Genomic DNA, 21309 nt, shown 5'->3' with positions numbered 1-21309 from the left:
AGGCGACGCGGTGCTGCTTCCGGTGGACTCGGTGCCGATTCAAGGCAGTTGCCCCAGGAAGGGCGCCGTTCTCCGCCTCAGTCGTCTACAGCTGCGGCGGGGAAGAAGCCGTGTCTGCCCGGCCCTGTGCCGGTGAACCGGTAGATGGAGGCTTCGGAGATCACGTCTGCCGGCGGGTCTCCGTTCTCGAGGATGACGGCTTGTCCGGGGAAGTCCAGCATGTCCCGGTAAAAGTGGTCCACCACGTTGGAGGTCAGGTCGACGTCGTCGCCGATGGGTTCGCTGATGGGGTCCCGATAGGTCACAACGGGCGAGTCGAGGACGATGAAGCCCGGGTGCGGCCTGGAGTTACTCAGGCAGAACTGGGCGAGTGCGGTAGTGAATGCCGAGTGCAGGACGGAGCGGACTCCCTTACCCCGGCTGACTCGGGGGCGGCCGCCCGCGCGGATGTCCATGGCGTATTGGTCGTACTCCGCGAACTCCACGGCGGGGACCTTCCACGCTTCCAGAGTGCGGCGGAGCGTCTCATCGAAGGTGGACAGGATCCGGTTGGGAACATACTCGGCGGGCCGCTGCCCAGGCCCGACGGTTTCGCCGTCCAGCCGTGAGCGCCGTTCCTCCAGTTCGTCGATACGCTCGTGGAGCTCCAGGCTCCGCTCGATCTCCGACCGGGCGTGCAGGTGCTCGTCCATACGTTCCCGCAGGGGAGCCAACAGGTCCTGGGCCTGGGCGATCTCCTCATCGCGGCGGGCGGCGTCCTGCTGCAAGGACGCCCGCCGGGCGCTGAGGGTGTCGAACTGGGTGCACAGGTCCTCGATCGTGGGAAGCAGATCGGCCAGCAGGGCGCTGGTCTTCGCGGTTTCGTTCTGGACCGCGAGGTGAAGCTGGGTCGTCTCGTGTTCCCCGTGGCCGGCGTTTTGGTGTTCGGGCTCGGCACCGCAGAAGACGCACGTGCCCACGCGGAAGTAACCCAGAAGACTGCCGGCCTCGGTCACCATCACCAGGCGCTCGAGATCCGACCGGTACTGCTCCTCTAACAGCTGGAACCGGGAGACCAGGTCGCCCGCTTCCGCGAGGCGGGTCTCCACCGTGGACAGTTCTTCGGCTGCCCGCATGCGGGCGGTCACCGCATCCAGATGGCGGTCGGTAATCACACGTAAGGTCGTGGAGTGTTCGTCGATGGACGCCTGGAGGCGCACCTTACGGTCACGCAGTTCCCTGACGTTCTCGGTTGTGGTCAGTTTGCTCTGCAGATCGAGGATGATCTGGTCGAGCAAGGTGATCTTTCCCTTGTTGACGCGGCGCTGCCCGGCATTGAGGCCGGTGTCGACGTCCGGGTCGCCGTCGCCGGTCAGCATCAGCCGGATGACCGAGGCCGCCGCGGTCTTGCCGCTGGCGGCGGATGAATGAAGGACCGGGGACAGAGGGTCGACCATGCGCGTCTCGGGGATGACCGAGAGATGCACGAGGTCGCGCAGAGCCATGCTCCGGCTGCCGCCCGCCTCGTTCTTGCGGATCCTCAGATCCGCAAGACCCAGCTCGCCCAGGAGGAACAGGGAAAGGCTGTTCTTGCTGCGGGCCGTGTGCATCGCGGTGACCTGGGTGTCGGCGAAGGCGGTGACCAGGCCCCTCAGATCTTGCCGGTGGATGTGGATGGTGTTGCTGTGCGGTGCGCGCAGCAGAGTCAGCGGCGTGCCGTCCGGCAGCCGCAATCCCAGCAGGATCTGGCTGTAGCCCTCGGCTTCGCGCACCTCGGGCGCTCGGGTACCGCCGAGCATGTACTCGATGGACTCGGCGATGAACGACTTGCCGGTGTCGGAGGCCCCGTAGATCACCGTCAGTGCCGGGTCGAACTCGACCGTGGCGGTGGGCTTGCCGGAGCCCGCATAGGTGAGGTGGACCAGGCGCAGATCACCCATGGCCGGCCTCGCCCCGTGCGAGGTGGGCGGCTGCGCGGGAGACGATCTCCTGAGTCGCAGCTCGGGCGTCCGCCCTCGCCGCGAAGTCGTGGACAACCCACTCGGCCCGCTCGCGCAGCGACTCGGCGTAGGGCGCCTCCAGGACGTCGACGAAGACCGGGCCCCGGTCGGTGGCCGCGTACATCAGGCCCTCGCTGCGGTCCACCACACCTGCCAGGCCGGCCCTGATCAGGACGAGGAGCGCTTCCTCCAGGACGGCCCGTTTCCTCCCGAGCTCTCCTGCGCGTGCCGGCAGGTCCGGGTGAAGGCTGGGAGGCCCGTCGAATTCACCGCTGTGGAGCAGCACATGGTCGAGCGCGACCAGCTGCGCCAGGTCCATGGGTTCGGGGTGGCTCTCGGCCAGGAGGACCAGGGCGCGTACGCCGACCTCGAGCGGGCTGTTGAGCGGGGTCACTTTCCTCCCTCCCGGCACCATGTCAGACGGTCCTCGTTCACCAAGTGGTGGCATACCCCTTTACGAGCCCTCGGTTGCACAAAGGGAACCAGGGCCGTCTGGGTGAGCTGGACGGTCCCGGCAGCCTCCATCACGGCGCCGTGCCGTTCCCAGCCGTCCGGGTACGAGCGGGCCGCCGTTTCTACGACGATGTCGAATACGTCTTGCTTCACCTGCTCGAAGTAAGCTGGCGTGGTGGCGTCGCGGGCGAAAAGGCGCAGTGCCTCGGCTGCGTAGAAGGCCACACGCTGCCGTTTGAGGTGCTCGTCCGCTTCCTCGACGTCGGGTACTTCCTCCAGGCTGTTGATCGTGCCGGGGTAACGCTCGCGGTAGACGTCGACGAGGCGTTGGACGTAGCGGGTTTCGTCCTCGCTGTGCTGCGGAGGCGGAACCAACACCGGCGGTCCCTCTTCGTACGGGGCATGCGGAAAGCGTTCGACCCAGTGCGGGGTCGTTTTGTGCAGCTGAAGCATCTCGTCCAGGTCGATGCACTCGAATATGGCGAAGTCCGTGGCCTCAGCCAGGTCCTCGACCGCTTTTCGCTGGTCACCCGTGAGGTCCACCACGATCTTGTCCTTCGTCGTGGACAGTTCCTGCAGGAACTTGCTCCGGCACTCGGTCGGCTTCGCGAACTGGCGGGGCAGGCTGCGCGAGAACCTCGGCGCGACGAACACGTATCGCGTGGGGACGGTGAATTCTCCGGCCGCGGCAGCGACGAACATCTTGCGCATCTCCTGGGCCACGGTCGACCAGGTCAGGGCGGCGGCGTACCGCTTGCACTGGTAGTTGTGCCACTCTCCCTCCAGCCTCATCTGCGACAGGTAGCCGGCCACGTCAATGCCGTGGTCCCCCGAGCCGCCATGCCGTTCGACCAGGACGTACTGCGGTTCCAGAGCCGGCACCCACTCCTTCACAAACTCCTCGAACTCGTCCGGATCGGAGAAGGAGACGATTTTCTTCGGTGACGGCATCGACGCCATACGCAGCGTAGGAGGCAGCACTGTCAACGGTGCCTGTCCTGCAGCCCCCGGCCCTGCACCCTGCGGATCGGACACCCCACCATCCCCCTGATCTACCAGGCGACATCACGAATATCGCTCCTGAGCAGACGCCTTTCATACCCGTGCAAGGTCCCACCAAACGGCCGGGACAGACGCTGTCTCATTGCCAACTCCGCTGGCTGGCAGGAGATGCGGCGCGTCGAGAGCCTGGCTCCGTCGAGAGATGACTCTTCCTCACGCGCCGCTCCGTGCTCCCGTCTCTGAGAGAGGGCCTGCTCGCCTCGGTGGACGTACTGCGGTTCGTGATGCCCAAGCGCACCATCAACGCAGGCCCGTCGCCGCCGCGTCCGGTCTTGGAAGCAAAGTCTGAACCGGACGTCCGGGGCCGGAGCGGCCAAGATCATGCCCATAGCGCTTACGGCTGTTCCATTGTTCCGAGCGCCGCCATTTGCATCCAAGGCGAACTCGCGGTGGTTGGCGATTAGATGGCGGTGGAGCACCGGTTTCTCCCTCGCGACAGGGCCCGTTGGGCTTGGGAGGAGGCGGTGACCGTAGCGACTTGCGGCATGTGATCGCCAGCCGGTGTCACTCGTAGGGCTGGTTGGCCTGCGGATCGTCCGCTGACTCGCATCCAGTGCGGTTTTCTCGCAGCCAAGGCGCGTGACGGAGGGTGGTGGATCGGGTGAGGCTCAGCGGCTCAGCTCCGGGGGCGGGGGCGGGGGCGGGGGCGGGGGCGGGGGCGGGGGCGGCGAAGCTTGACCTGCTGGAGGCGGTGGCGCTGCTGCGGCCGGAAGAGCAGATCTTGGGCGCCATGCTGTGGGGGGCCGCCAACCGATGGCTGGCACGGAACTCGATCCGCTAGATATCTCACATGGGGGCAGCGCGCACACGCCGGGTCACTGTTGTCTATCTCGTTCTGCAGGCCACCGCCGCGGCGGTGGCACTGGGGCTGTCCAAGCAGTTCCACGTGGCCCGTCTGGCCGCCACCACGGTCGCCCTGGCGCTCACCCTGCCCGGTGCCTACCTAGCTTGGGCGGCCTATCGCGCCGACCGCACCGAGTCCGCAGAGGACACCGACACCAAGGCCAAGACCCTGGCCGCCGCCGTGGCCGCTACCGAGGCCCAGCAGCGCGCCCAGTTGATCGGCCCCGGCGCCCATCGCATCAACCTGACCTTCACCCACCGGCTCGAACCCGCCAACAACGCCGGTGGCGCCCACCCCCAGGGCCGCCTCACCGACATCGTCGCCTACTACCAGAAGCTGCAACCGGCCCGTCTGGTGATCACCGGCGAACCCGGGGCGGGCAAGACCCTGCTGGCCCTCGAACTCATCCTCGGTCTGCTCACTCACTCCGACCGTAACCCGGCCGATCCGGTCCCGGTCCGCCTCTCCCTTGCCGGCTGGGACACCAAACGCCCGCTGCCCGACTGGCTCGCCGACCAGGTCCATGAGCAGTTCCGCGACCGCGGCATCAGCTTCGCGGACGCCCGGCGGCTGGTTCAGGAGCACCGCATCCTGCCGGTCCTCGACGGCTTGGACGAGATGGACACCGCCACCACCCCGGCCGCCCGCCGACGCGCCCCCCGCGCCCTGCATCAGCTCAACGCCTACCAGGACCCCACCGGCAACGCCCCTATCGTCCTGACCTGCCGCACTGCCCAGTACGCCGAGCTAGCCACCCTGGATGTGCGGATGCGCGAGGCCGCCCGCATCGAGCTCGACCCCGTTACCCACGCTCAGGCCACCGCCTACCTCACCGCTCGCAGCACCAACCCGGCCCGCTGGATCACCGTCCTGGACACGCTGACTACCGCTCCGGCTGGCACCTTGGCCCGCGCCCTTGGCACCCCCTGGCGGCTTAACCTGGCCGCCACCGCCTACGAAGAACGCCACCCAGACACTCTCGTCTACCTCCGCGACCCCGACCACCTGCTCGCCCTCTCTTCTCCCAGCGCGGTCCGTGACCACCTCCTCGCTCTGTACCTGCCCGCCGCCACCAGCCAGCACCGCACCCGCCCTGGCCGCTACCGACCCGACCAGACCCACCGCTGGCTTGCCATGCTCGCCACCCACCTCGCGACCACCACACCCACATCCACCGCGGCAGGCATCGACATCGTCCTGCATCAGTTGTGGCCGATGGCCCACCCCCGCCGCGTCCGCCTCACCGACGCGTTCCTCGCCCTCATCTTCACCACCCTGCTCCTGCCTCTGGCTCCTGCCGACAGTGATCCGCTGGGCGCCACATTTTGGGCGCTGTCCTGGGTCGCGGCCGTCTGGGCAGCCAGCCGCGCCACCGTTCCGTCGCCTCGGACAGTCCAGCTCCACCGGCTCCGGCTCCTTGCTCACCCCCGCCGGCTGGTCAGGAATCTCGCGTTCGTGCTGATGGTCGGACTTGCCGGCGGGCTCGCAATCGGGCTCCCATTTGGCCTCCTGGTCGGGCTTGCAGAAGGGCTCCCGTTCGGCCTTGCTATCGGACTTGCGTACGGGGTTGCGATTGGACTCGCGATCATGCTTACAGAACCACTGACCAGCGATGTTGCACCCACAGACCCTCGCCGTCCGGTGCGGGACGATTGCGTAGTCGGGATCGCGGCCGGGCTCGTAGTCGGGATCGCGATTGGGCTCCCAGGCGGGCTCATGGCCGGGATCGCAGATGGGCTCGCGATCGGGCTCCTGTACTGGCTTTTGTACGGGCTCTTGGTCGGGCTCCCGATCGGGATCGCATTCGGAATGTATTTCCTAACCGGGGCCAGTCGCCGCTACATGACCTTCCTCTGCTGCTCCCGCGGCCAGCTGCCCTGGCGGCTTGGTGCCTTCCTCCACTGGGCCTATGGCGCGGGGCTGCTGCGGATTTCCGGTGTGGCCTATCAGTTCCGCCACCGGGAACTCCAGGATTGGCTCGCTGCGCACCCGCACGGGTAGCGCCATCGCTGGTTCAAAGACACCCCACCCCCCTCGCTGGAAGGGACGTGCGTTCGGAGAGGCACGCCAGGTGGTCGCAGAAAGTCACTATCACGCTCCGCAGCAGCGACAACTCGCGACAGTCGAATAGGCGCGCTCACCGGTACCGAGGCCGACCTACCTGGAGCACGGCGCGCACTACGCGGTCGGCACTCTGGCCATGATCCTCATGGGCACCATCCAGTACCAGATCAATGAGGTCATCACCAGCCTTGTGGGTGTCGTCCTCATCGGCTGGTCCTTCTGTCCTCCCTCCGCCGCAACGAGGCGATCGTGGCCGCGGAGGGAGAATCACCGGGCGCAGACGAGAGCGTCTGCTGCTTCGCTGCTCTCCTGCCGTGCAGGTCAGAGGCACGTTCCGGGTGGCCAGACCGGGGAGCGGCAGATCCGCCAAAAAGCTGCGTCGAGTCAGTGCGACCTGGCGGATACTGAACGCGTGGACACGGGCACTCCCGCCGATCCGGCGGCTCCGGGCGACATACTCCGGGCGCGCTACCGCCGCCGCCTGCCCAAAAGACTCGAAGACCTGGCAGGCCCCACCCACGGTGTTGTGGCGCTTCCGCTGCATGTGGCCTGGTCCGGGCTGACGAGCTTCACCATGGACCGGCCGAAGGCTCGAATGAGCTTGTACCGGACCGTGCTCGCTGAAGGCCAGCGCAACGACCTGATCGCATTCCTCGATCGTGGGCTGTTGATCGAGCAGTGGCCCGTCCTTCGCAGGCTGATCAGCCGTCACATCCGCGACGTATGGGAAGAGACCTTCCCCGAACTCGCGCAGACCACCACAACTGCCAGCCCCTAAGCCGTCCGTGAACACAGGCGGCCGAGACGCTGAGCATGGAGGCGGAAGGTCGTCCACCCGCCGGCCCGCCAGCTCCCTGCCGAGGCCACGTCCCAGTTCCCGGGGGCTGTCCACTGCGGCGAGGGGATCACAGTGAAGGCGACACGGAGCAGCGAGGACGCCGCCACCGCCACACTGCGCGGCCCCGAGCATCCGGTGGGGCGCTTCAGGTTGCGCGGCAAGTCGATGCCTCAGGCGCCGTTCGCGGCCTCGGTCCGTACAGGCGGGGGCGCTCACCGTTGTCCCGGGGCGAGAGTCCAGTGCACGTCCCCCGAGTCCGGGCAGATCCGCCATCCCTGCAGAACACCGCTGTCCGTCAGACGGTCCAGAACACCGGGGAGCCCTTGATCGAGCATGCCGCAGTCACGCATGACCCGGTCGCATTCGCGCAGTCCGTCTCCTGAGGACAGATCGCTGTGGGCCATGAGGTAGATGCCCAGCAGCTGCAACGGGGACTCCGCCGCGCCTGTCCGCGCGGGGCGCCCGCTGCGCAGTGCCCAGTCGGCCGCGCGCTGTCGATCGGGACGTGCGGGCGCCTGGGCAAGCAGCGCCGTGTCGCGAAGTTCTGCGGCGACCCCGGCTGCTCCGGGGCCGTCGACAACGTTCAGCCACTGCGCCCGCTCCAGCTCGTGGCAGGCTTCAGCTGCGTCGATGCGAAGACTGCGCAGCATGCCTGCGGGGAATGCGACCCGCATGCAGGCGTTCATGCGCAGCGCGCACTGAAGGGCGAGAAGTCTCGCCTCGGCAGACGTATCCGCAGGCAGGGCGGCAGCCAGGTAGCTGAGGATGTCGCTCACGCGCACGCGCTCGCTCGGCCCTCTGGGCCGCCGGGTGCGGCGCGACCGCGTAGAGGGCGGGCAGAGCTGCCCGGCCAGCACGGTGTCGGGCACGAAGGCGGCCTCGGCCGTTGCCGCGGCGCAGGCGCTGCAGGCGTCGGCGAGGCGCCATACCCGGCCGCCGCGTTCGCAGGCCAGGAGCAGGCGGATGGGCCCGGCGCATCCGCGGTGGCGGGGGTGCCAGCGGCAGCCGCGCTCATGGCACTGGCAGGTCCGCAGGTGAGGGGCCCGAAGATCGCCACGGGCGTGGCGGGCGAGGTGGGCGAGGGCCGCCGAGCGCGCGGCCGCCGCGGTGACCTGTAGGCCGGCCTGGGGGCACTGCTGGCAGACGAGGACAAGCTCACCGGTCTGACGTCTGAGTTCCACCGTCCAGGCCCGGGGCGCCGCAGGACACAGTGTGCGCAGCCTCATGGGCGCGTGTGCCTCCTTCCTGATACCGCGGCGGATTCACCTCGCCGGACGGCGGGACGGCCGACACCGTAGTGCAGACCTCTGCCCTCTCATTACCGCGATCACCTCGAAAAATAGGGCAGATGTCTGCACTGACAGTGCAAGGGTCTGCACCGTCGGATGGTCGGGTGACGATCTTGCCGCCCGATCCGGACCTCAACGCGCTGCGGCTGAAGCTGGCGCGTCTGCGGGCCGCCCGCGGGTGGAGCTACGACGAGCTCGCGGCCCGCAGCGGCCTGGCCAGACGCACCCTGATCGAGATCGAGCAGGGGCGCACCATCGGCACACTGAGGACATGGCACGCCCTCGCCCACGCCCTGGACACGCGGTTCGATGAGCTCTTCAGCACGCTTTGCCGCGAGCACGATCTGCCCGGGGGCTCCGAGGGCTGATCCCGGGCCTGCGACAGCTGTCGTGAATCACCCGAACCGGCAACGCCGCTCGAATGTGTGATCCGTTGTTCGCACTGCTGTCGCCCTGGTATGGGCTGGCTGGGGGAACGTGCGGCCCGGATACCGCCCGGACGGCGTGTTGGCTGGCACCTTCGCGTGCATGCGCCCCTCACCTCATCCTTCTGCACGGCGCTGGGACGGCAGCTATGTGCGTGCCCCTCAGCGCCTTCAGCGACAGTCCATGCGCATCGACCCCGATGGCGTCAGCCGTCTTCTGCGCTGCGCCCAGAGTGGCTCCTGCCGCGAGTGCGGCAATCCGGTCGAGTGGTACGCGCGCAGCAGCGAGCGCCTGGTCCGGCTTCATCCGCAGGAGCTGCCCGTGGCCCTGGTGCCGGAAGCCTGCCGCTGGCACGTCAGTTCCGGCGTCGCTCATCCGGCAGGCGACGGCAGCAGCTGGTGCCGACTGCCGCACGCCGTGCTGTGCCCGGCCCGCCCGGCTCTGGCCTCGGCTCCCCAGTTGTCGGGGCTGCGCCGGTCCCTTGCCGTTCGCACGCGCCGGCTGCTGGATGCCGGAGTTCTTGCCCCGTCTGCCGCGCCGCCGGACCATCCACCGGCAAGCAAGGAGGCCTGCCGCCCGGCCAGACCCATCGTGCAACTGCTGTACGTCCGCTACCTGGCATCCCGTCCCGTCGACGAGATCCGGTGTGTCGCCCAGACCCGGCGCCGTCACCGCTGCACCGCCACGCTGCTCAGCCCGGACGCTCCGGGCGGCACCTGGACTTTGGCACCTGCCAGCGCGGCACACGGCCAACTGGCCCTACTCTCCGACGTCATGGCGGTCTACAGCCTGTCCGCGCTGCCGTATCAGGAGCAGCTGCGCTGGCGCGCTCAGCGGTGTCGGCAGCACACCGCCACCCCGGCCGGTGATCTCGCGATCGCCGACTGGGAGCCCTTCGACCCGCTCCGTCACCACGAGCACATCCACACCCGCCTGCCCACGCACGGACGCCGTCCCAGCCACGGCGGTCACGCAACACGGCGGGCCGGGTCGTGACACGTCAGTACGCCGTCGAGATCTCCTTGGCCCGGCCCGCCTCTGACCGCGAGCTCCACCAGGCCCGCCACCGCGTGAGATTCGCCGTGAATGCGGACCGCACGCGGCTGATGACGGTGCAGAGCGGCAAGGGCCCGGGCAGTGCCCTGCACCGGCTGCGGCGCCAGCTGGATGCGGTCCTGCCAGTCGACGTGCTGACCACGCACTACCCCGACCGCCAGGGCCACATCCTGCTCAATGTCGCCCTCAGCCGCCGCGCCGGTACGGAGATCCGCCGGGCGGCGACCGCCAGCGGCCGACGCCCCCGAGACGTCCTGGGCGAGCGGATCTCGACGAGCCTCGCGCAAGAGCAACGCGAACGGCGTCACCGCCTCGATGCGCAGCTGCAACACCTGCTCACCCACCACACGCCGGAAGAAGTGCTGACCTGCATGGCCAGCCGCCTTCTCCGGGGGCGTCCGCCCGGCTGAACGGACGTCGTTCCCCCGACAGCCGCAGGAGACAGCTGCACCTCCTTACGCCGTCCTCGTTCCACGGAGCTCTTCTTGCACACGCCCACCCACGAACAGACCCACGCGGCAGACACCTTCCGCTCCGGCCGCCACCTTGCTCTGCAGGCCGGAGCCGGAACCGGGAAGACCAGCACACTGTGCCTGCTCGCCGCCGGCACGTCACGCCGTGGCCGCTACCTGGCCTTCAACAAGGACATCGCGCGCGACGCCGCGGCCCGCTTCCCGTCCACGGTGCAGTGCCGCACCGCCCACGCCACGGCCTTCGCCGCAATCGGCCACCGGTACACCGGCCGCCTCAACAGCCCCCGCCAGCCGGCCTGGAGGACCGGCCAGGCCCTCGGCATCCTCCGTCCCGTGCGGCTCGCAGACCACGAGATCAGCCAAAGGACCCTGTCCCACAACGTACTGCGCACCGTCACACGCTTCTGCTACTCCGCCGACGGCGCTCTATCCCGCCACCACGTGCCGCGCCTGCGCGGCCTGGACTCGCCCGCCGATCACCGGCAGTTCGCCGACCTCGTACTCCCCTTCGCGGCCAAGGCCTGGGCAGACCTGCAATGCCCCGATCACGGCGTCGTCCGTTTCGAGCACGACCACTACCTCAAGATGTGGGCGCTGAGCGGACCACACATCGAAGCCGACTTCCTTTTCCTCGACGAGGCCCAGGACACCAACCCGGTTCTGGAGCAGGTGTTCACCGCCCAGCGGGACCACGCACAACTCGTCATGGTCGGTGACTCGGCCCAGGCCATCTACGGATGGCGGGGTGCGACGGACGTGATGACCGGTTTCGACGCCGAGCAGCTGACCCTCACCCGCTCGTTCCGGTTCGGCCCGCAGATCGCCGACGAGGCCAACCGGTGGCTCGCGCTCGCCGACGCCCCCATCCGCCTGACAGGAACCACCAGCATTCCCACGGAGGTTGGCAGCGTCGACCGCCCCGACGCAGTGCTGTGCCGGACCAACATCGGTGCGATGACGGAGGTCATGCGCCTGCTCGGCGACGGGCACCGTGTCGCCCTCACCCGGGGCGGACAGCAGCTGGCCCAACTCGCCCTTGCCGCCCGTGACCTCAAGGAAGGCCGCCGCACTCACCACCCCGAACTCGTGCTCTTCCCGTCCTGGGGCGCCCTGCAGGACTATGCCGCCTACGACCCGGGAGGTCGCGACTTGCAGCCCTTCGTCGATCTCGTCGACACGCACGGCCCCGACGCCATCCTCGCTGCCGTGGCGGAGCTCACCGACGAGACACACGCCGACGTCACCGTCTCCACCGCCCACAAGGCCAAAGGCCGCGAATGGCCGACTGTCAGGATCGGCAACGATTTTCCCCAGCCGGAAAAGACCACTTCCGACGCAGGCGGCGCCGACCCGGCACCAGAGCAGGTCAGCGACGCGGACGCCCGGCTCGCCTATGTCGCCGTTACCCGTGCCCGCCACCGGCTCGACCTCGGCACGCTGGCATGGAGCGTCCCCGCCCAACAGACGGCAAGCGAATGACCACCCCCCGATGTCCGCGGCCGACAACCTCGTGCCGAGACCGCCCGTGAACGGCGCGGCTGGCCCCGACGGACTGCGTCCGGGCCGGCCGCCCCACGGATCACCAGCCGTCGTCAGCCCGCCCACCCCACATCGATCACCTCAATGCCGCCGAGAAATGCGGTGAACGACACCCACGAGCGCGGCCCGAAGACAACCGCCGCGTGCCACCCACCAGGCTCCGGCCACGCGCACGGCCGCACGAGAGCTGCGGCAATCGTCTCCAGCACCTCCGTTCGCCCCTCCGGCGGCAGTTCAACCAGCGCGTCCTCCACCCGGACCGCCAGGTCGACCTCGTACGGCATCGCGCACCCCCGTGCTCGTGATCAGCGAAGCCAACACCGTACGGATCAATAGCCAGCCGTGCGCAGGCCTGTGGATAAATCCCTGTGCAGCAAGTCCCAGTACGTGACTCCGTGCGAGCCTGATGTCCGGGCCGCCTCGTGAAGTAACGACACCGTGGGAGGGCGCGCCCGGGGGCGAACTCTCCCATCGGGGCTGCGATTCAGCTTCGTCGCAGAAATTTGATCTTCTGCTGCGCGGTGATGACGGGCCGTGTCAGTTCGGCGCGGGCGGCCTCCGCGCGGGTGATCCAGCAGCCGGCCTGCGGTCGCCCTTCGCCGCAGAACGCGCCTCACCTGACCATTGGCGCGTGGCTCTCTTCCCTCCCGACCTGCTGGCACACAACGCAGCCGCCTCAGCCTTACGGGGAACGCTAGGAAAGAGATGTGAGCCCTACCCGCCCATAATCACACGCCGTCGCGCGCGGACATGCAACCCCACTTCACGAGGCCAGTCACGCACGACGGCGCAAACTGTGCTGCTTCAAGCGGCACCAAACCGATGAACCTACGCAGAGCCGCCAACTGTGGCGGCATGAACACCTCGATCAACTGCCCCAGAGCCTGAGCTACGAGACGGACACGGTGACGTTCTGTGTGCCCCTACAGGTCGCCGCGGCGGAAGGAGCGGGCGGCAGCCATCACGTCCTTGAAGCGTTCGTCGGCGATGGCTTCGATGGGTGAGTCGTCCTCGAGTTGAGGGTTCATCCCCATCATCCAGGCCCGGGCGGTGTGCTGGTTCTCGCAGTTAGCGATGTAAGTGAAGACCTGGTAGGCGGTGCGCAGGCGGAACTCAGAGTCGAATCGTGGGGCGTTCTGTCCCCTCGTCCACCGACCGACCTGTCGCGGGTCGTCTACGCCTGCGATGAGTGCGGCGACTCGCTGGCTGAAAGTCTCTTGCAGGAAGCGGGCGATCTCGGCGATGGACTGTCCGGCCGTGTCGCGATGTGCGCGGGCCTCGGCTTCTGCGGTGGTCTCTTCCTGAGTGTGCATGAACTCCTCGTTTCCTCGCCAGCCAGTGAGGCGGCAAAGGATCGGCGCTCAGAGCGCGAAGGCTGCGGGGGTGGTCGGGCTCGGCTGAAAGCCGCAGCGGCTGTGGTGAGCAGTGCCGCGGTCGCCGGTGTCCGGTTGGCTGCTGGAGGCAGCACACCACCTCGGCCTGGAGGAGACCCTGACGATGGGGGACGCGCTCGCGGTGCCTTGTTCGCACCGCTGTGCGCTTCTTGGTAAGTGGCGCGCTTTGAAGGTGCTGTTGGTCAACATGCTTACTCCTCAGTGGCGTTGACGAAAGAGTACCCGTTTAGGGTGTACTTACTCTACGGTTTTCCACCCTAAAAACACTCTTAAATTCCACCAGTTGTTGCCTGTGTGACGCCGTGAGCTGCGCTTTTGTGACGGTGCATCAAGTTGCAGAAGTGTGACGCCGGGGGCGCGCGACAACCTGATCGGGCGACGGTACGTACGGCCAAGCGACGCAATTTGCTCACCTGACGGTGAGTCCGTACTCGCTGGCCACCTCTTGAAGGGCAACGTCCTCCACCCGGATGGCGCAACGTTCCACCTCCGTGAGTCCTGTGTCACCGAGGATGGCCCAGCAGCGTCGTCCTCCATAGCCGGAACGGAAGGTGATTCCCTGGACCAGGTGGTGGCCGTCTGCATTGCGCTGGGCGACGGCCCATGCGGCGATCTGGCGTGTGATACGCCGGTCCGGGCCGTGCAGGACGTTGTCGGCCAGTTGCCCGGTGACACCGAAGGCACTGAGCTCTTCCTTGAGGTCAGAGGCCAGTACGGCCCGGGTTTCCTCTGTCTCGATGTCGAGGAACTGCGTCCGGCCAGCGGGAATGAGACGCACCAGGATGCGCTCCTCCCGCCAGCTTGAGGGGATGTGGCCCATGGCCATCAGATGCGGCTTGTTGAGGCCAGCGTTACCCATCAACTCCCGGATCTTGGGGCCGATTCGGTAGGTGGCGAGAGCTTCTGCGTAGCATCCCGCCGGGGTCGAAGCGCAGTAGAGCGTGCTGTAGGAGTACAGGCTGTACAGGCCAGCTGCCGAGCCCTCGAAAGTGTCCGGTTCCACGCGGTTGTACTCGACAGGATTGTGGGCCCAGCCAAGACGCCACACGCCCTCAGGCGGGGCGGCCGTCAGAGTCACGGGTGGGATGGTCATCGCTGGCGCCCCTCCTGTTTGCTGACTTGTCTCCCTTCCTGCTGCACTGCGTCCGTCGAAGGGCGCGCTGCAGCATCAACTCCCGGGGGCGGGCCGACTAACGCAACAGTCATGGATCCTCACTCGTGCCGCACTGGCAGGGGTGGTCAGGGCATGGATGTCTGACCAACGTGGCTGAAGATTCTCTCGTTACGCGATCCGGTGTGTCCGCCGCCAGGAGGGACGTTGGGCGGCGCACAGGCGGAGCGTTGGTGCAATGGGGCGGCGCACGGACCTCACAGCTGATCATGGTGGAGGCGGAAGGCCATGGTCCCTGCTTCGCCAGAAGCCAGCAGTATCGAGGACGCCGCACCATCGGGATCCTGCACCGTCTTCAGGGTGCGCAGCGGCGCGCCGGTCACGATCTGCAGCAAGTGGCGGTCGGCTGTTGCGTCCCAGAGGTGGATGCTCGTCCTGCCCGCTACTGCGAGAACAGTTCTCTCCAGCGGTAGGCGCAGGGCTGTAACAGCTCCGAGCTCACCGTCGTTGAGGGTGAGCTCGCTGGCGGCGCGCCCTGTTTCCACGTCCCACAGTTTTAAGGTGCCGTCCTGCCCCGCGCTGGCGATGAGCAGTCTCCCGTCGCGCCAGTGGACGAATGCGAGATCATTGATGATGTCCTGATCACACCTGATCGTTCGCCCGTACTGGCTGAGGCCGTCCATGTCCCACACGCGTAGGGCGCCATCGCTTCCGCCAGATGCGAGAAGGGTCCTGCCCGCAGAGCGTTGGGTGGCCAGGCAGCGCACGCTGAGCTTGTGGTGGCCGAAGTCTTTGAGCATGTCTCCTGTCTGCAGATCCCACACGCAGACCCGGCCATCAGCGCTGCCGCTGGCCAGCAATTCGCCCCGGCCAGTCGACAATGCCACCAGTGCATTGATCGGCAGGAAGTGGCCCCGCAGCACAGGCCCGGTCTGCCGCTTGGTGTCGAGGTCGGCACAGACGATGCTGTTGTCACTCAAGGCTGCAGCCAGCAGGAGACGGCCTTGCTGGCGGGGCCAGGCCAGGGCGCTAACTTTGCGGCCCTTCAGGAGGGTTCGGTGTCTGTTGGCCGCAAGATCCCAGACGACGATTCGCGACGCCCGTGCTGCGGCAAGGAGGCGTGCCGGAGCAGGTGACAGGGCGCTGGCGGTGACGTGATTCCAGGCTTTCGGTGCCAGGCTGAAGGTCTGGCGGTCAACTGACCAGCTGCGCACGATGCGGTCTGCGCCCGCCGTGAAGAGACGGTCCCGGCCCCCGTGCTCTAAGCGGGTCATCGCGGTGACTGGCGCCGTGTGCGCAGGCAAGGCTCCTTCAATGGGTTTTAGATTCGGGATCTCCCAGAGGCGCAGTGTGCCGTCGCCTGCTGCCGAGACAAGGGCTGGCCGCTGGTCAAGGGAGGTGACGAGCAGGGCCGTGACGGGGGCGGCGTGGCACGCGGTGGCGATGGGCGCCGACTCGCCTGCGGTGGCCGTCAGGTCGTACAGGGACACGTTGCCGTCTTCGTCGGCCACGGCGTACTGGCCGGCTTGGGGCATAGGCAGCAGGGCACGGACGCGGGCTGGGTGGCGGGAGTGCAGGGAGGCTGTGTGGCCATCGAAGCAGTTCACGGTGCCGCGCTGCGTGAAAAGCACGCATGCATGCCCATCAGGCATCTGGACGCTGCACATGACTGCGGAGGAGTCCTGGAGCTCAGGGAGCGCGAGGGTGTGGGTCTGGAACCGTCCCGGGTCGAAGGCTCGGATATGACCGTCGCTGAACGCGGCAAGCAGGAGCGGCAGGTGTCCACTGGGCTGGTAGGCAGTGAGGGAGCTGACCCAAGTACGCTCCCGGCACATGACGACCTTGCGGATGAGCTGGCCGTGGACCGCGTCCACGGCGGCGACGCAGCCGTCCGTGCCCCCGGTGATGATCAGGCCGCCTCTGAGTGGCATCAGGTGGCTAATGGCACCCCAGTGTACCTCGATGGGGGCATGGGCCAGACTCCCATTGAGTCGCAGGATGCGGAGAGTTCCGGCCTTGTCGCCGGCAGCGATGGCGGTGGCCTTTCCGCTTGCGCTCTCCACTGTGGCGAGCGACGTCACATCGCTGGACGTGGTGGTCCATGCCGGCACCGGGCTGGCGTAATGGCTCCACAACGGAGTCACAGGCGACGCGTTGAACGTCCGCGGCGGCACCACCGGTTCTGCCCCGGCTCGTGGCGGTGAGGCCGCAGCATAGTGGGACAACTGCAGACTGGTCAGACGGGACACCGGATCCGCGTGACGTGCGAACTGCTCCACCATGGCCCAAGCCTGCAGCCACTGCCGCCTATCTGACCTCTTGCCATCCGTCGCCAGCAGCCGGCGTACCTCGGAGCTGGTCTCCCAAGCGAGCAAGGCCGGCGGCACGTGCTCGTCATCCAGCACATGACCGTCTGCGGCATGCTCGGCTAGATGCCGGCGCAGATACGGGTGGGGGGGAATAGTCGGATCAGCAGGAACCAGCCCGGCAAGCGCGGCAGCAATCTCACGGTGAATTGCTGTATGGCGGCTGTCGGCACTCTCAGACATTTCGTCCCCCGGATGCCAGCAGGCCTGCATCCGGGTCGAGCAGCACGTCGACCAGTTCCTCGTGCGCGGGCCGGTAGACACGCCGGTCGTCCTCCACGGCATGCGCGAGATAGCCGCTGAGCCTTCCGCTGAGAAGTTTCTCGATCATGGTGTCCCACTCCTCAGCCGCTAGCCGCTTCGGCACCAGGAAGACACCGGCGATGGTCGGCCACACTTCCCCCCAGGGCACCCCCTGCCCTTTGGCATACGCCGCGGCCTGCAGCAGCGCCAGGGCAACGTCTGGGGGCAGGCCTTGGACCTGCTGCAGATCGTGCTGCAGCAACCCCCGGATACCGCGCCTGAGTTTTGTGTGCCAGCCCTCGCTGAGCGCCAGCGTCATCGGGTCCGTGGTGCTGCGGAGCTGATCTCCTGCCAGTCTTGCGTCGATGAACGAGGGCCAGACAGCTTTGACGACCGCGGGCACGACGTCCTGAACGGTGGCGGCGTCCATGGCATCACCGATCAGCGCTGCGATGTACTCCGCGATATCGTCCTTGCTGCTGTCGCTGTCAGTGCGCTGCACGCAAGCGGTTGGAAACGTGTCTTTCAGCGTCCTCAGCAGACCCAGCTCGTCACTGACTGCGCCACCCGAGCTGCTTCCTTCTGGCCGGCTGGAGCGCACACCGATCAGCAGCCGCACTGCCGGCGCAGTTGCTGCGGCGTCTTCTTCCTGGCGCTGCCCCGGCACGAGCGGACGGCAGAACGGCGCCAGCGGGGCGAGTACATCCCCGATGATCCGGAGCTGCTCTTCTGCCTCATCAAGTCCGTCGAGCACGATAGTCACGGTCTGTCCGCAGGCCCGAACGTACTCCTGGATCTGCCGCGACCACACCTCCGCTGGATCGCTGGTTGCCCCCACCGCCACCGGTCTCTCGCCCAGGCCGTGCAGCAGGTCGGCAGCGACCTGCGCAGCATCCAGATGGCGGGCAAGTACCGCGGCAGTCACCGATCCCTCCGGTGGAAGTGTGTCCTGCGGCGTCGAGTCCTGGGCCATTTTGTACAGAGGCTCTTTACGGAACACCGGATCGCTCAAGGTCACCGCCCTGGCGAGCACCGCCGACTTCCCGCTGCCCGCGCACCCGGTGATCAGTAATACGCCCCGCAGGGACTCTGGGCCAAGGAACGACGCGACGGCCCGGTTCAGCTTCTTGCGTCCCCGGAAGTACCAGCCCTGATCACTTTCCTGGGTCCGGCCCGTGGCCCGGTCCAGCCAGTACTCTGCGGCCAGCGGTTCATGCCGCTGCGCCGCACCGAGTACCTCTGGCAGGTGCACATAGCCGGGATTGGGCAGGCATGGTGATGGCTGGTAGTCGCCGCCGTCGACGAGGCGTTGCAGCTTGAACGTCCGTTCCTCATCCTCCCGCAGCCCACGGGCGTACTCGGCCATGAAATCCGGGACGCTCAAGTGCGGAGTGGTGATACCGGCGTTGCGGCGCAAGCGCTCCAAAGCGGCCCGTAGCAGCGTAGGGAACCGCAAAACCTGGATCTTGCTGTCGTGACCGCAGGTGACCAGGACATCGAGGTTGCACTTGCGCCGGCGGCTGTGCCGGATGTCCTTGTGCAATGCCGCGAGTTCGGCGTGCATGCTGCCCGCAAAGCAGGTGTTGACGATGACCAGCACATTGTCGACATGTGAGTCTAGGGCCGCAGCGATGATGTCCGAGGTCCGCACCGCCGTGGCAAGCGGCCGCTGTTCTACCGATGCAGGTAGCCGCAGAAAATGCGTATCCGACCTGCCCGGGATGCCGTGTCCCGTCACGAACAGCAGCAGCGCGCGACCACTCAGCTCTCTGACATCCTGCTCCCGCAGGAAGTTCTCAATGTCGTCCCGCGTCTTCAGTTCTGGGGGCGGAACCTGCCGGAATGCCGGCAGTGGGCCCGGCGTCTGCCACCACTCACGCACGATATCCAGCTGCTGGTCGATGCCTTCGGCAAACGCGTCGGCATCGTCATCATCGCCGTAGTCGCGCACCGCCAAAGCGAGCAGGACGCGCTGGGTCGACAGGTCCTCGCCCGCTAACGCAGGGTCCTGCAGAACTTCATCCCCCGTGTGTTGCATGTCACTAGTGTGACAGCCATGAACTCACCCTTGGGGGGAACCTTGCCAAATCCAGCACCGCACGCGGCACCCGGTCTGACCCCGGCAGTCACGCACGACGCGGTCGTCGTCGTCCCCGGCATCATGGGCAGCGAGCTCTATGACACCTCCACCGACAAGGTGATCTGGGGCTTAGCCAACACCGGTTGGCTCGCCAAAGCCTGGCTCACCCGCAGAGGGATCACTCCGCTCCAGCTCACCCCCGCCGAACTGGCCGGCGACTACAGCCGCATCCAGGCCCCCCGTCTGCTGCAGACCCCGGCCTGGAGCCCATTCCTCCGCGGCATCGAGCCCTACCACAAACTCCTGCGCACCATCGAAGACACCGTCGCCCATCGCGACGCGATCATGACATTCCCCTACGACTGGCGCCTGCCCGTCGCCGTCAACGCCCGGAGGCTCGCCCAGAAAGCCCGCGACCATCTCCAGCGCTGGCTCGCCCATCCCGCCCACATCGCCGCCCGCCATCAAGCCGTCGACGAACGCCCAGCCCGCTTGGTCTTCATCGCCCACTCCATGGGCGGCCTGGTCACCTATGCCGCCCTCACCCTCGGCGAAGACAGCGACTTGCCGGCCGACACCCGCGGAGTCATGACACTCGGCACCCCCTTCCAGGGCTCGGTCGTCGCCGCAAACATCCTCAACGCCATCCAGGGCGGACCCCTGCCACTGCCCCACGGCCGCCTCGCCACCGCAGCCGCCACCATGCCCGCCGTCCACGAGCTCCTCCCTCGTTTCCTCTGCCTGGAAGACACCCTTGATGTCCGCCGCCTCACCCCCTCAGATGTCGCCGACCTCGGAGGCGACAAGGACCTGGCCAAGGCCGCTGAGGACTTCTTCACCACCCTCTACACCCAGCCTCTGCCTCACCACCGCCCCGTCGTCGGCATCCGCCAGAACACCGTCCAGTCGATGAAGATCATCAACGGCCTCGTCATCGCCTCCGAGTACTGCTTCCGCACCGACTCCGACGACACCGTCAAACGCGATGTCAATGGAGCACCACGCCGCTACCAGGTGTGGGGAGATGGCACCGTCCACCGCGAATCAGCCTCCCTCACCCGCCGCGCCATCCCCGTCTTCGCCCAGCACGGCGCTATCGCCAACGGCCGCGAAGCATGCCGCGTCATCGCCGACTTCCTCCTTGAGGACGACCACCTCGGCCCCGACCAGGCCGAGGACGGCATCGGCCTCAACGTGCCCGATTACGCCCCCGCCGGTACCCCCTGGGACTGCATCGTCACCGGCACCGACGACCCCGCCCAAGTCGAATGCACTGTCGCCGCAACGGACACCGACTGGGAGACAGCAGTGCTATTCGAAGCCACCGACGACGACAAGCTCGGTGCCAAAGTCACATTGCCGAGCCCGGGCCTCTACCGCGTCACTGCCAAAGCTGACTACGGGCCTATCGTCACGCAGCTCGTCTTCTCAGGTCCCGACGGCCAGGACGCGCTCGACGACTGACGAGCCCAGCCAACCGGCGCCATCTCTCATCCGAGCAGCGCTCTCGTATGACAGTAGTTACTGATCTCTTCGGGGTGTTGTCGGTCGGCGTGTGCGTCCTGGTCGCTCTGCGGGACGCGGTTCGCCGCCGCGAGATCTATGTGGAGATCGGACACCTCGCGCTTGAGCGCCCCCACCTGCTTGCGAAACCGGGCCACCTCCTCCTCAAGGGCGGTCATCTTCCGCCCCACCGCCTCCTCAATGGCCGATGTCTTGCCCCGGAGGTCCCATCGAAGAGTGCTCGTCGCTTCTTGTCGACGATCACGTATTTGATCGTCGACACGACAGGGCGAGAGATGCGGCCTTACGGCGGGCCCACCACCTCTGGTGGACCCGCCGATGGGCCGTCAGCGGCGGGTCTCCCACCAGAGGATGAGCAGGGTCACTGCGCCGCTACCGAGCCTGGACGCGGCGCCCTGCACGAATTGGCGTTGGGCATCCTGTCCATGCAGGTCAGCCCATTTCTGCAGGTGACAGGTGGTGTTCTTGCGCCACCTGTCCACGCGGGCCAGGTTCCTCGCCCAGCGTTTCGCGTTACTCTCCTCCATACGGAGTTCCTCTCGTTGTACGCGTGCTGGAACACCGCGCA

At 67.3% G+C, this 21309-nt stretch carries 19 protein-coding genes and 1 pseudogene; 9 read left to right on the top strand and 11 right to left on the bottom strand.

Annotation, left to right across the window (positions count from 1 at the left end; translation table 11 throughout):
• Positions 1 to 77: 77 nt before the first annotated feature.
• From OG219_RS26385 to OG219_RS26375, 3 genes are read right to left on the bottom strand one after another with little or no spacing between them, the layout of a single operon-like run.
• On the bottom strand, positions 78 to 1919 hold the full coding sequence (locus OG219_RS26385) for a hypothetical protein (protein ID WP_266830418.1): 1842 nt from the start codon (positions 1917 to 1919) through the stop codon (positions 78 to 80).
• The gene (locus tag OG219_RS26380) at positions 1912 to 2373 is read right to left on the bottom strand and encodes an ABC-three component system middle component 2 (protein WP_266830416.1); all 462 of its coding nucleotides are present in this window, start codon (positions 2371 to 2373) and stop codon (positions 1912 to 1914) included. The genes OG219_RS26385 and OG219_RS26380 overlap by 8 nt, the downstream gene beginning before the upstream one ends.
• Positions 2370 to 3392: an ABC-three component system protein gene (locus OG219_RS26375; protein WP_266830414.1), complete on the bottom strand. Its 1023-nt coding sequence runs from the start codon at positions 3390 to 3392 to the stop codon at positions 2370 to 2372. The genes OG219_RS26380 and OG219_RS26375 overlap by 4 nt, the downstream gene beginning before the upstream one ends.
• A 703-nt stretch (positions 3393 to 4095) precedes the next feature.
• On the opposite strand from OG219_RS26375, the gene OG219_RS26370 reads away from it, so the two are divergent.
• From OG219_RS26370 to OG219_RS26355, 4 genes and pseudogenes are all read left to right on the top strand, one after another.
• Entirely contained in the window at positions 4096 to 4275 is a 180-nt protein-coding gene (locus OG219_RS26370; protein ID WP_266830412.1) for a hypothetical protein, read from the top strand.
• A gap of 9 nt (positions 4276 to 4284) precedes the next feature.
• Positions 4285 to 6339, top strand: coding sequence for an NACHT domain-containing protein (locus tag OG219_RS26365; RefSeq protein ID WP_266830410.1), 2055 nt, complete (start codon positions 4285 to 4287; stop codon positions 6337 to 6339).
• Positions 6340 to 6496: 157 nt separating this feature from the next.
• Positions 6497 to 6663, top strand: a pseudogene (locus OG219_RS26360) (DUF475 domain-containing protein); the annotation flags it as partial.
• A 151-nt stretch (positions 6664 to 6814) separates the two neighbouring features.
• Entirely contained in the window at positions 6815 to 7180 is a 366-nt protein-coding gene (locus OG219_RS26355) for a hypothetical protein (RefSeq protein ID WP_266830408.1), read from the top strand.
• 272 nt (positions 7181 to 7452) lie between these two features.
• On the opposite strand, the gene OG219_RS26350 is transcribed toward OG219_RS26355, so the two are convergent.
• Positions 7453 to 8466: a hypothetical protein gene (locus tag OG219_RS26350; RefSeq protein WP_266830406.1), complete on the bottom strand. Its 1014-nt coding sequence runs from the start codon at positions 8464 to 8466 to the stop codon at positions 7453 to 7455.
• A 167-nt stretch (positions 8467 to 8633) separates the two neighbouring features.
• On the opposite strand from OG219_RS26350, the gene OG219_RS26345 reads away from it, so the two are divergent.
• The 4 genes from OG219_RS26345 to OG219_RS26330 all read left to right on the top strand — a co-directional run bounded on the left by OG219_RS26345 (position 8634) and on the right by OG219_RS26330 (position 11963).
• The gene (locus OG219_RS26345; protein WP_266830404.1) at positions 8634 to 8897 is read left to right on the top strand and encodes a helix-turn-helix transcriptional regulator; all 264 of its coding nucleotides are present in this window, start codon (positions 8634 to 8636) and stop codon (positions 8895 to 8897) included.
• Between the two features lie 241 nt (positions 8898 to 9138).
• The gene (locus OG219_RS26340; protein ID WP_323183300.1) at positions 9139 to 9951 is read left to right on the top strand and encodes a DUF6083 domain-containing protein; all 813 of its coding nucleotides are present in this window, start codon (positions 9139 to 9141) and stop codon (positions 9949 to 9951) included.
• Positions 9948 to 10421 (top strand): hypothetical protein, encoded by a 474-nt coding sequence (locus OG219_RS26335; RefSeq protein ID WP_266830400.1) that lies wholly within the window; start codon positions 9948 to 9950, stop codon positions 10419 to 10421. The genes OG219_RS26340 and OG219_RS26335 overlap by 4 nt, the downstream gene beginning before the upstream one ends.
• Before the next feature lie 75 nt (positions 10422 to 10496).
• Positions 10497 to 11963: a UvrD-helicase domain-containing protein gene (locus tag OG219_RS26330; protein WP_266830398.1), complete on the top strand. Its 1467-nt coding sequence runs from the start codon at positions 10497 to 10499 to the stop codon at positions 11961 to 11963.
• A gap of 113 nt (positions 11964 to 12076) precedes the next feature.
• Here the strand turns inward: OG219_RS26330 and OG219_RS26325 are convergent, their stop codons facing one another.
• The 5 genes from OG219_RS26325 to OG219_RS26305 all read right to left on the bottom strand — a co-directional run bounded on the left by OG219_RS26325 (position 12077) and on the right by OG219_RS26305 (position 19175).
• The gene (locus OG219_RS26325; RefSeq protein ID WP_266830396.1) at positions 12077 to 12307 is read right to left on the bottom strand and encodes a hypothetical protein; all 231 of its coding nucleotides are present in this window, start codon (positions 12305 to 12307) and stop codon (positions 12077 to 12079) included.
• 639 nt (positions 12308 to 12946) lie between these two features.
• Positions 12947 to 13336: an XRE family transcriptional regulator gene (locus OG219_RS26320; protein WP_266830394.1), complete on the bottom strand. Its 390-nt coding sequence runs from the start codon at positions 13334 to 13336 to the stop codon at positions 12947 to 12949.
• A gap of 490 nt (positions 13337 to 13826) precedes the next feature.
• Entirely contained in the window at positions 13827 to 14495 is a 669-nt protein-coding gene (locus OG219_RS26315) for an RES domain-containing protein (RefSeq protein ID WP_266830392.1), read from the bottom strand.
• A 290-nt stretch (positions 14496 to 14785) separates the two neighbouring features.
• Positions 14786 to 17077 (bottom strand): WD40 repeat domain-containing protein, encoded by a 2292-nt coding sequence (locus OG219_RS26310; RefSeq protein ID WP_266830390.1) that lies wholly within the window; start codon positions 17075 to 17077, stop codon positions 14786 to 14788.
• Complete coding sequence (locus tag OG219_RS26305) at positions 17070 to 19175, bottom strand: ATP-binding protein (RefSeq protein ID WP_266830388.1); 2106 nt, start codon at positions 19173 to 19175, stop codon at positions 17070 to 17072. Before OG219_RS26305 ends, OG219_RS26310 begins: the two co-directional genes overlap by 8 nt.
• A gap of 42 nt (positions 19176 to 19217) precedes the next feature.
• Here OG219_RS26305 and OG219_RS26300 point away from each other — a divergent pair, with 42 nt between their 5' ends.
• Positions 19218 to 20681, top strand: coding sequence for a hypothetical protein (locus OG219_RS26300; protein ID WP_323183299.1), 1464 nt, complete (start codon positions 19218 to 19220; stop codon positions 20679 to 20681).
• A gap of 26 nt (positions 20682 to 20707) precedes the next feature.
• Here OG219_RS26300 and OG219_RS26295 read toward each other — a convergent pair whose 3' ends face one another.
• Positions 20708 to 20899: a hypothetical protein gene (locus tag OG219_RS26295; protein ID WP_266830386.1), complete on the bottom strand. Its 192-nt coding sequence runs from the start codon at positions 20897 to 20899 to the stop codon at positions 20708 to 20710.
• Positions 20900 to 21067: 168 nt separating this feature from the next.
• Positions 21068 to 21268, bottom strand: a complete 201-nt coding sequence (locus OG219_RS26290) for a hypothetical protein (protein WP_266830384.1) — start codon at positions 21266 to 21268, stop codon at positions 21068 to 21070.
• Positions 21269 to 21309: the final 41 nt, after the last annotated feature.

The organism is Streptomyces sp. NBC_00038 (genome assembly GCF_026343635.1).
GTDB lineage: Bacteria > Actinomycetota > Actinomycetes > Streptomycetales > Streptomycetaceae > Streptomyces.
This window is presented reverse-complemented; position numbering and strand designations above follow the sequence as displayed.

Coding starts and splice junctions, on each gene's coding strand:
- OG219_RS26385 (WP_266830418.1), bottom strand. CDS start 1,919: ATGGGTGATCTGCGCCTGGTCCACCTCACCTATGCGGGCTCCGGCAAG.
- OG219_RS26375 (WP_266830414.1), bottom strand. CDS start 3,392: ATGGCGTCGATGCCGTCACCGAAGAAAATCGTCTCCTTCTCCGATCCG.
- OG219_RS26365 (WP_266830410.1), top strand. CDS start 4,285: ATGGGGGCAGCGCGCACACGCCGGGTCACTGTTGTCTATCTCGTTCTG.
- OG219_RS26350 (WP_266830406.1), bottom strand. CDS start 8,466: ATGAGGCTGCGCACACTGTGTCCTGCGGCGCCCCGGGCCTGGACGGTG.
- OG219_RS26340 (WP_323183300.1), top strand. CDS start 9,139: ATGCGCATCGACCCCGATGGCGTCAGCCGTCTTCTGCGCTGCGCCCAG.
- OG219_RS26325 (WP_266830396.1), bottom strand. CDS start 12,307: ATGCCGTACGAGGTCGACCTGGCGGTCCGGGTGGAGGACGCGCTGGTT.
- OG219_RS26320 (WP_266830394.1), bottom strand. CDS start 13,336: ATGCACACTCAGGAAGAGACCACCGCAGAAGCCGAGGCCCGCGCACAT.
- OG219_RS26310 (WP_266830390.1), bottom strand. CDS start 17,077: ATGTCTGAGAGTGCCGACAGCCGCCATACAGCAATTCACCGTGAGATT.
- OG219_RS26305 (WP_266830388.1), bottom strand. CDS start 19,175: ATGCAACACACGGGGGATGAAGTTCTGCAGGACCCTGCGTTAGCGGGC.
- OG219_RS26295 (WP_266830386.1), bottom strand. CDS start 20,899: ATGACCGCCCTTGAGGAGGAGGTGGCCCGGTTTCGCAAGCAGGTGGGG.
- OG219_RS26290 (WP_266830384.1), bottom strand. CDS start 21,268: ATGGAGGAGAGTAACGCGAAACGCTGGGCGAGGAACCTGGCCCGCGTG.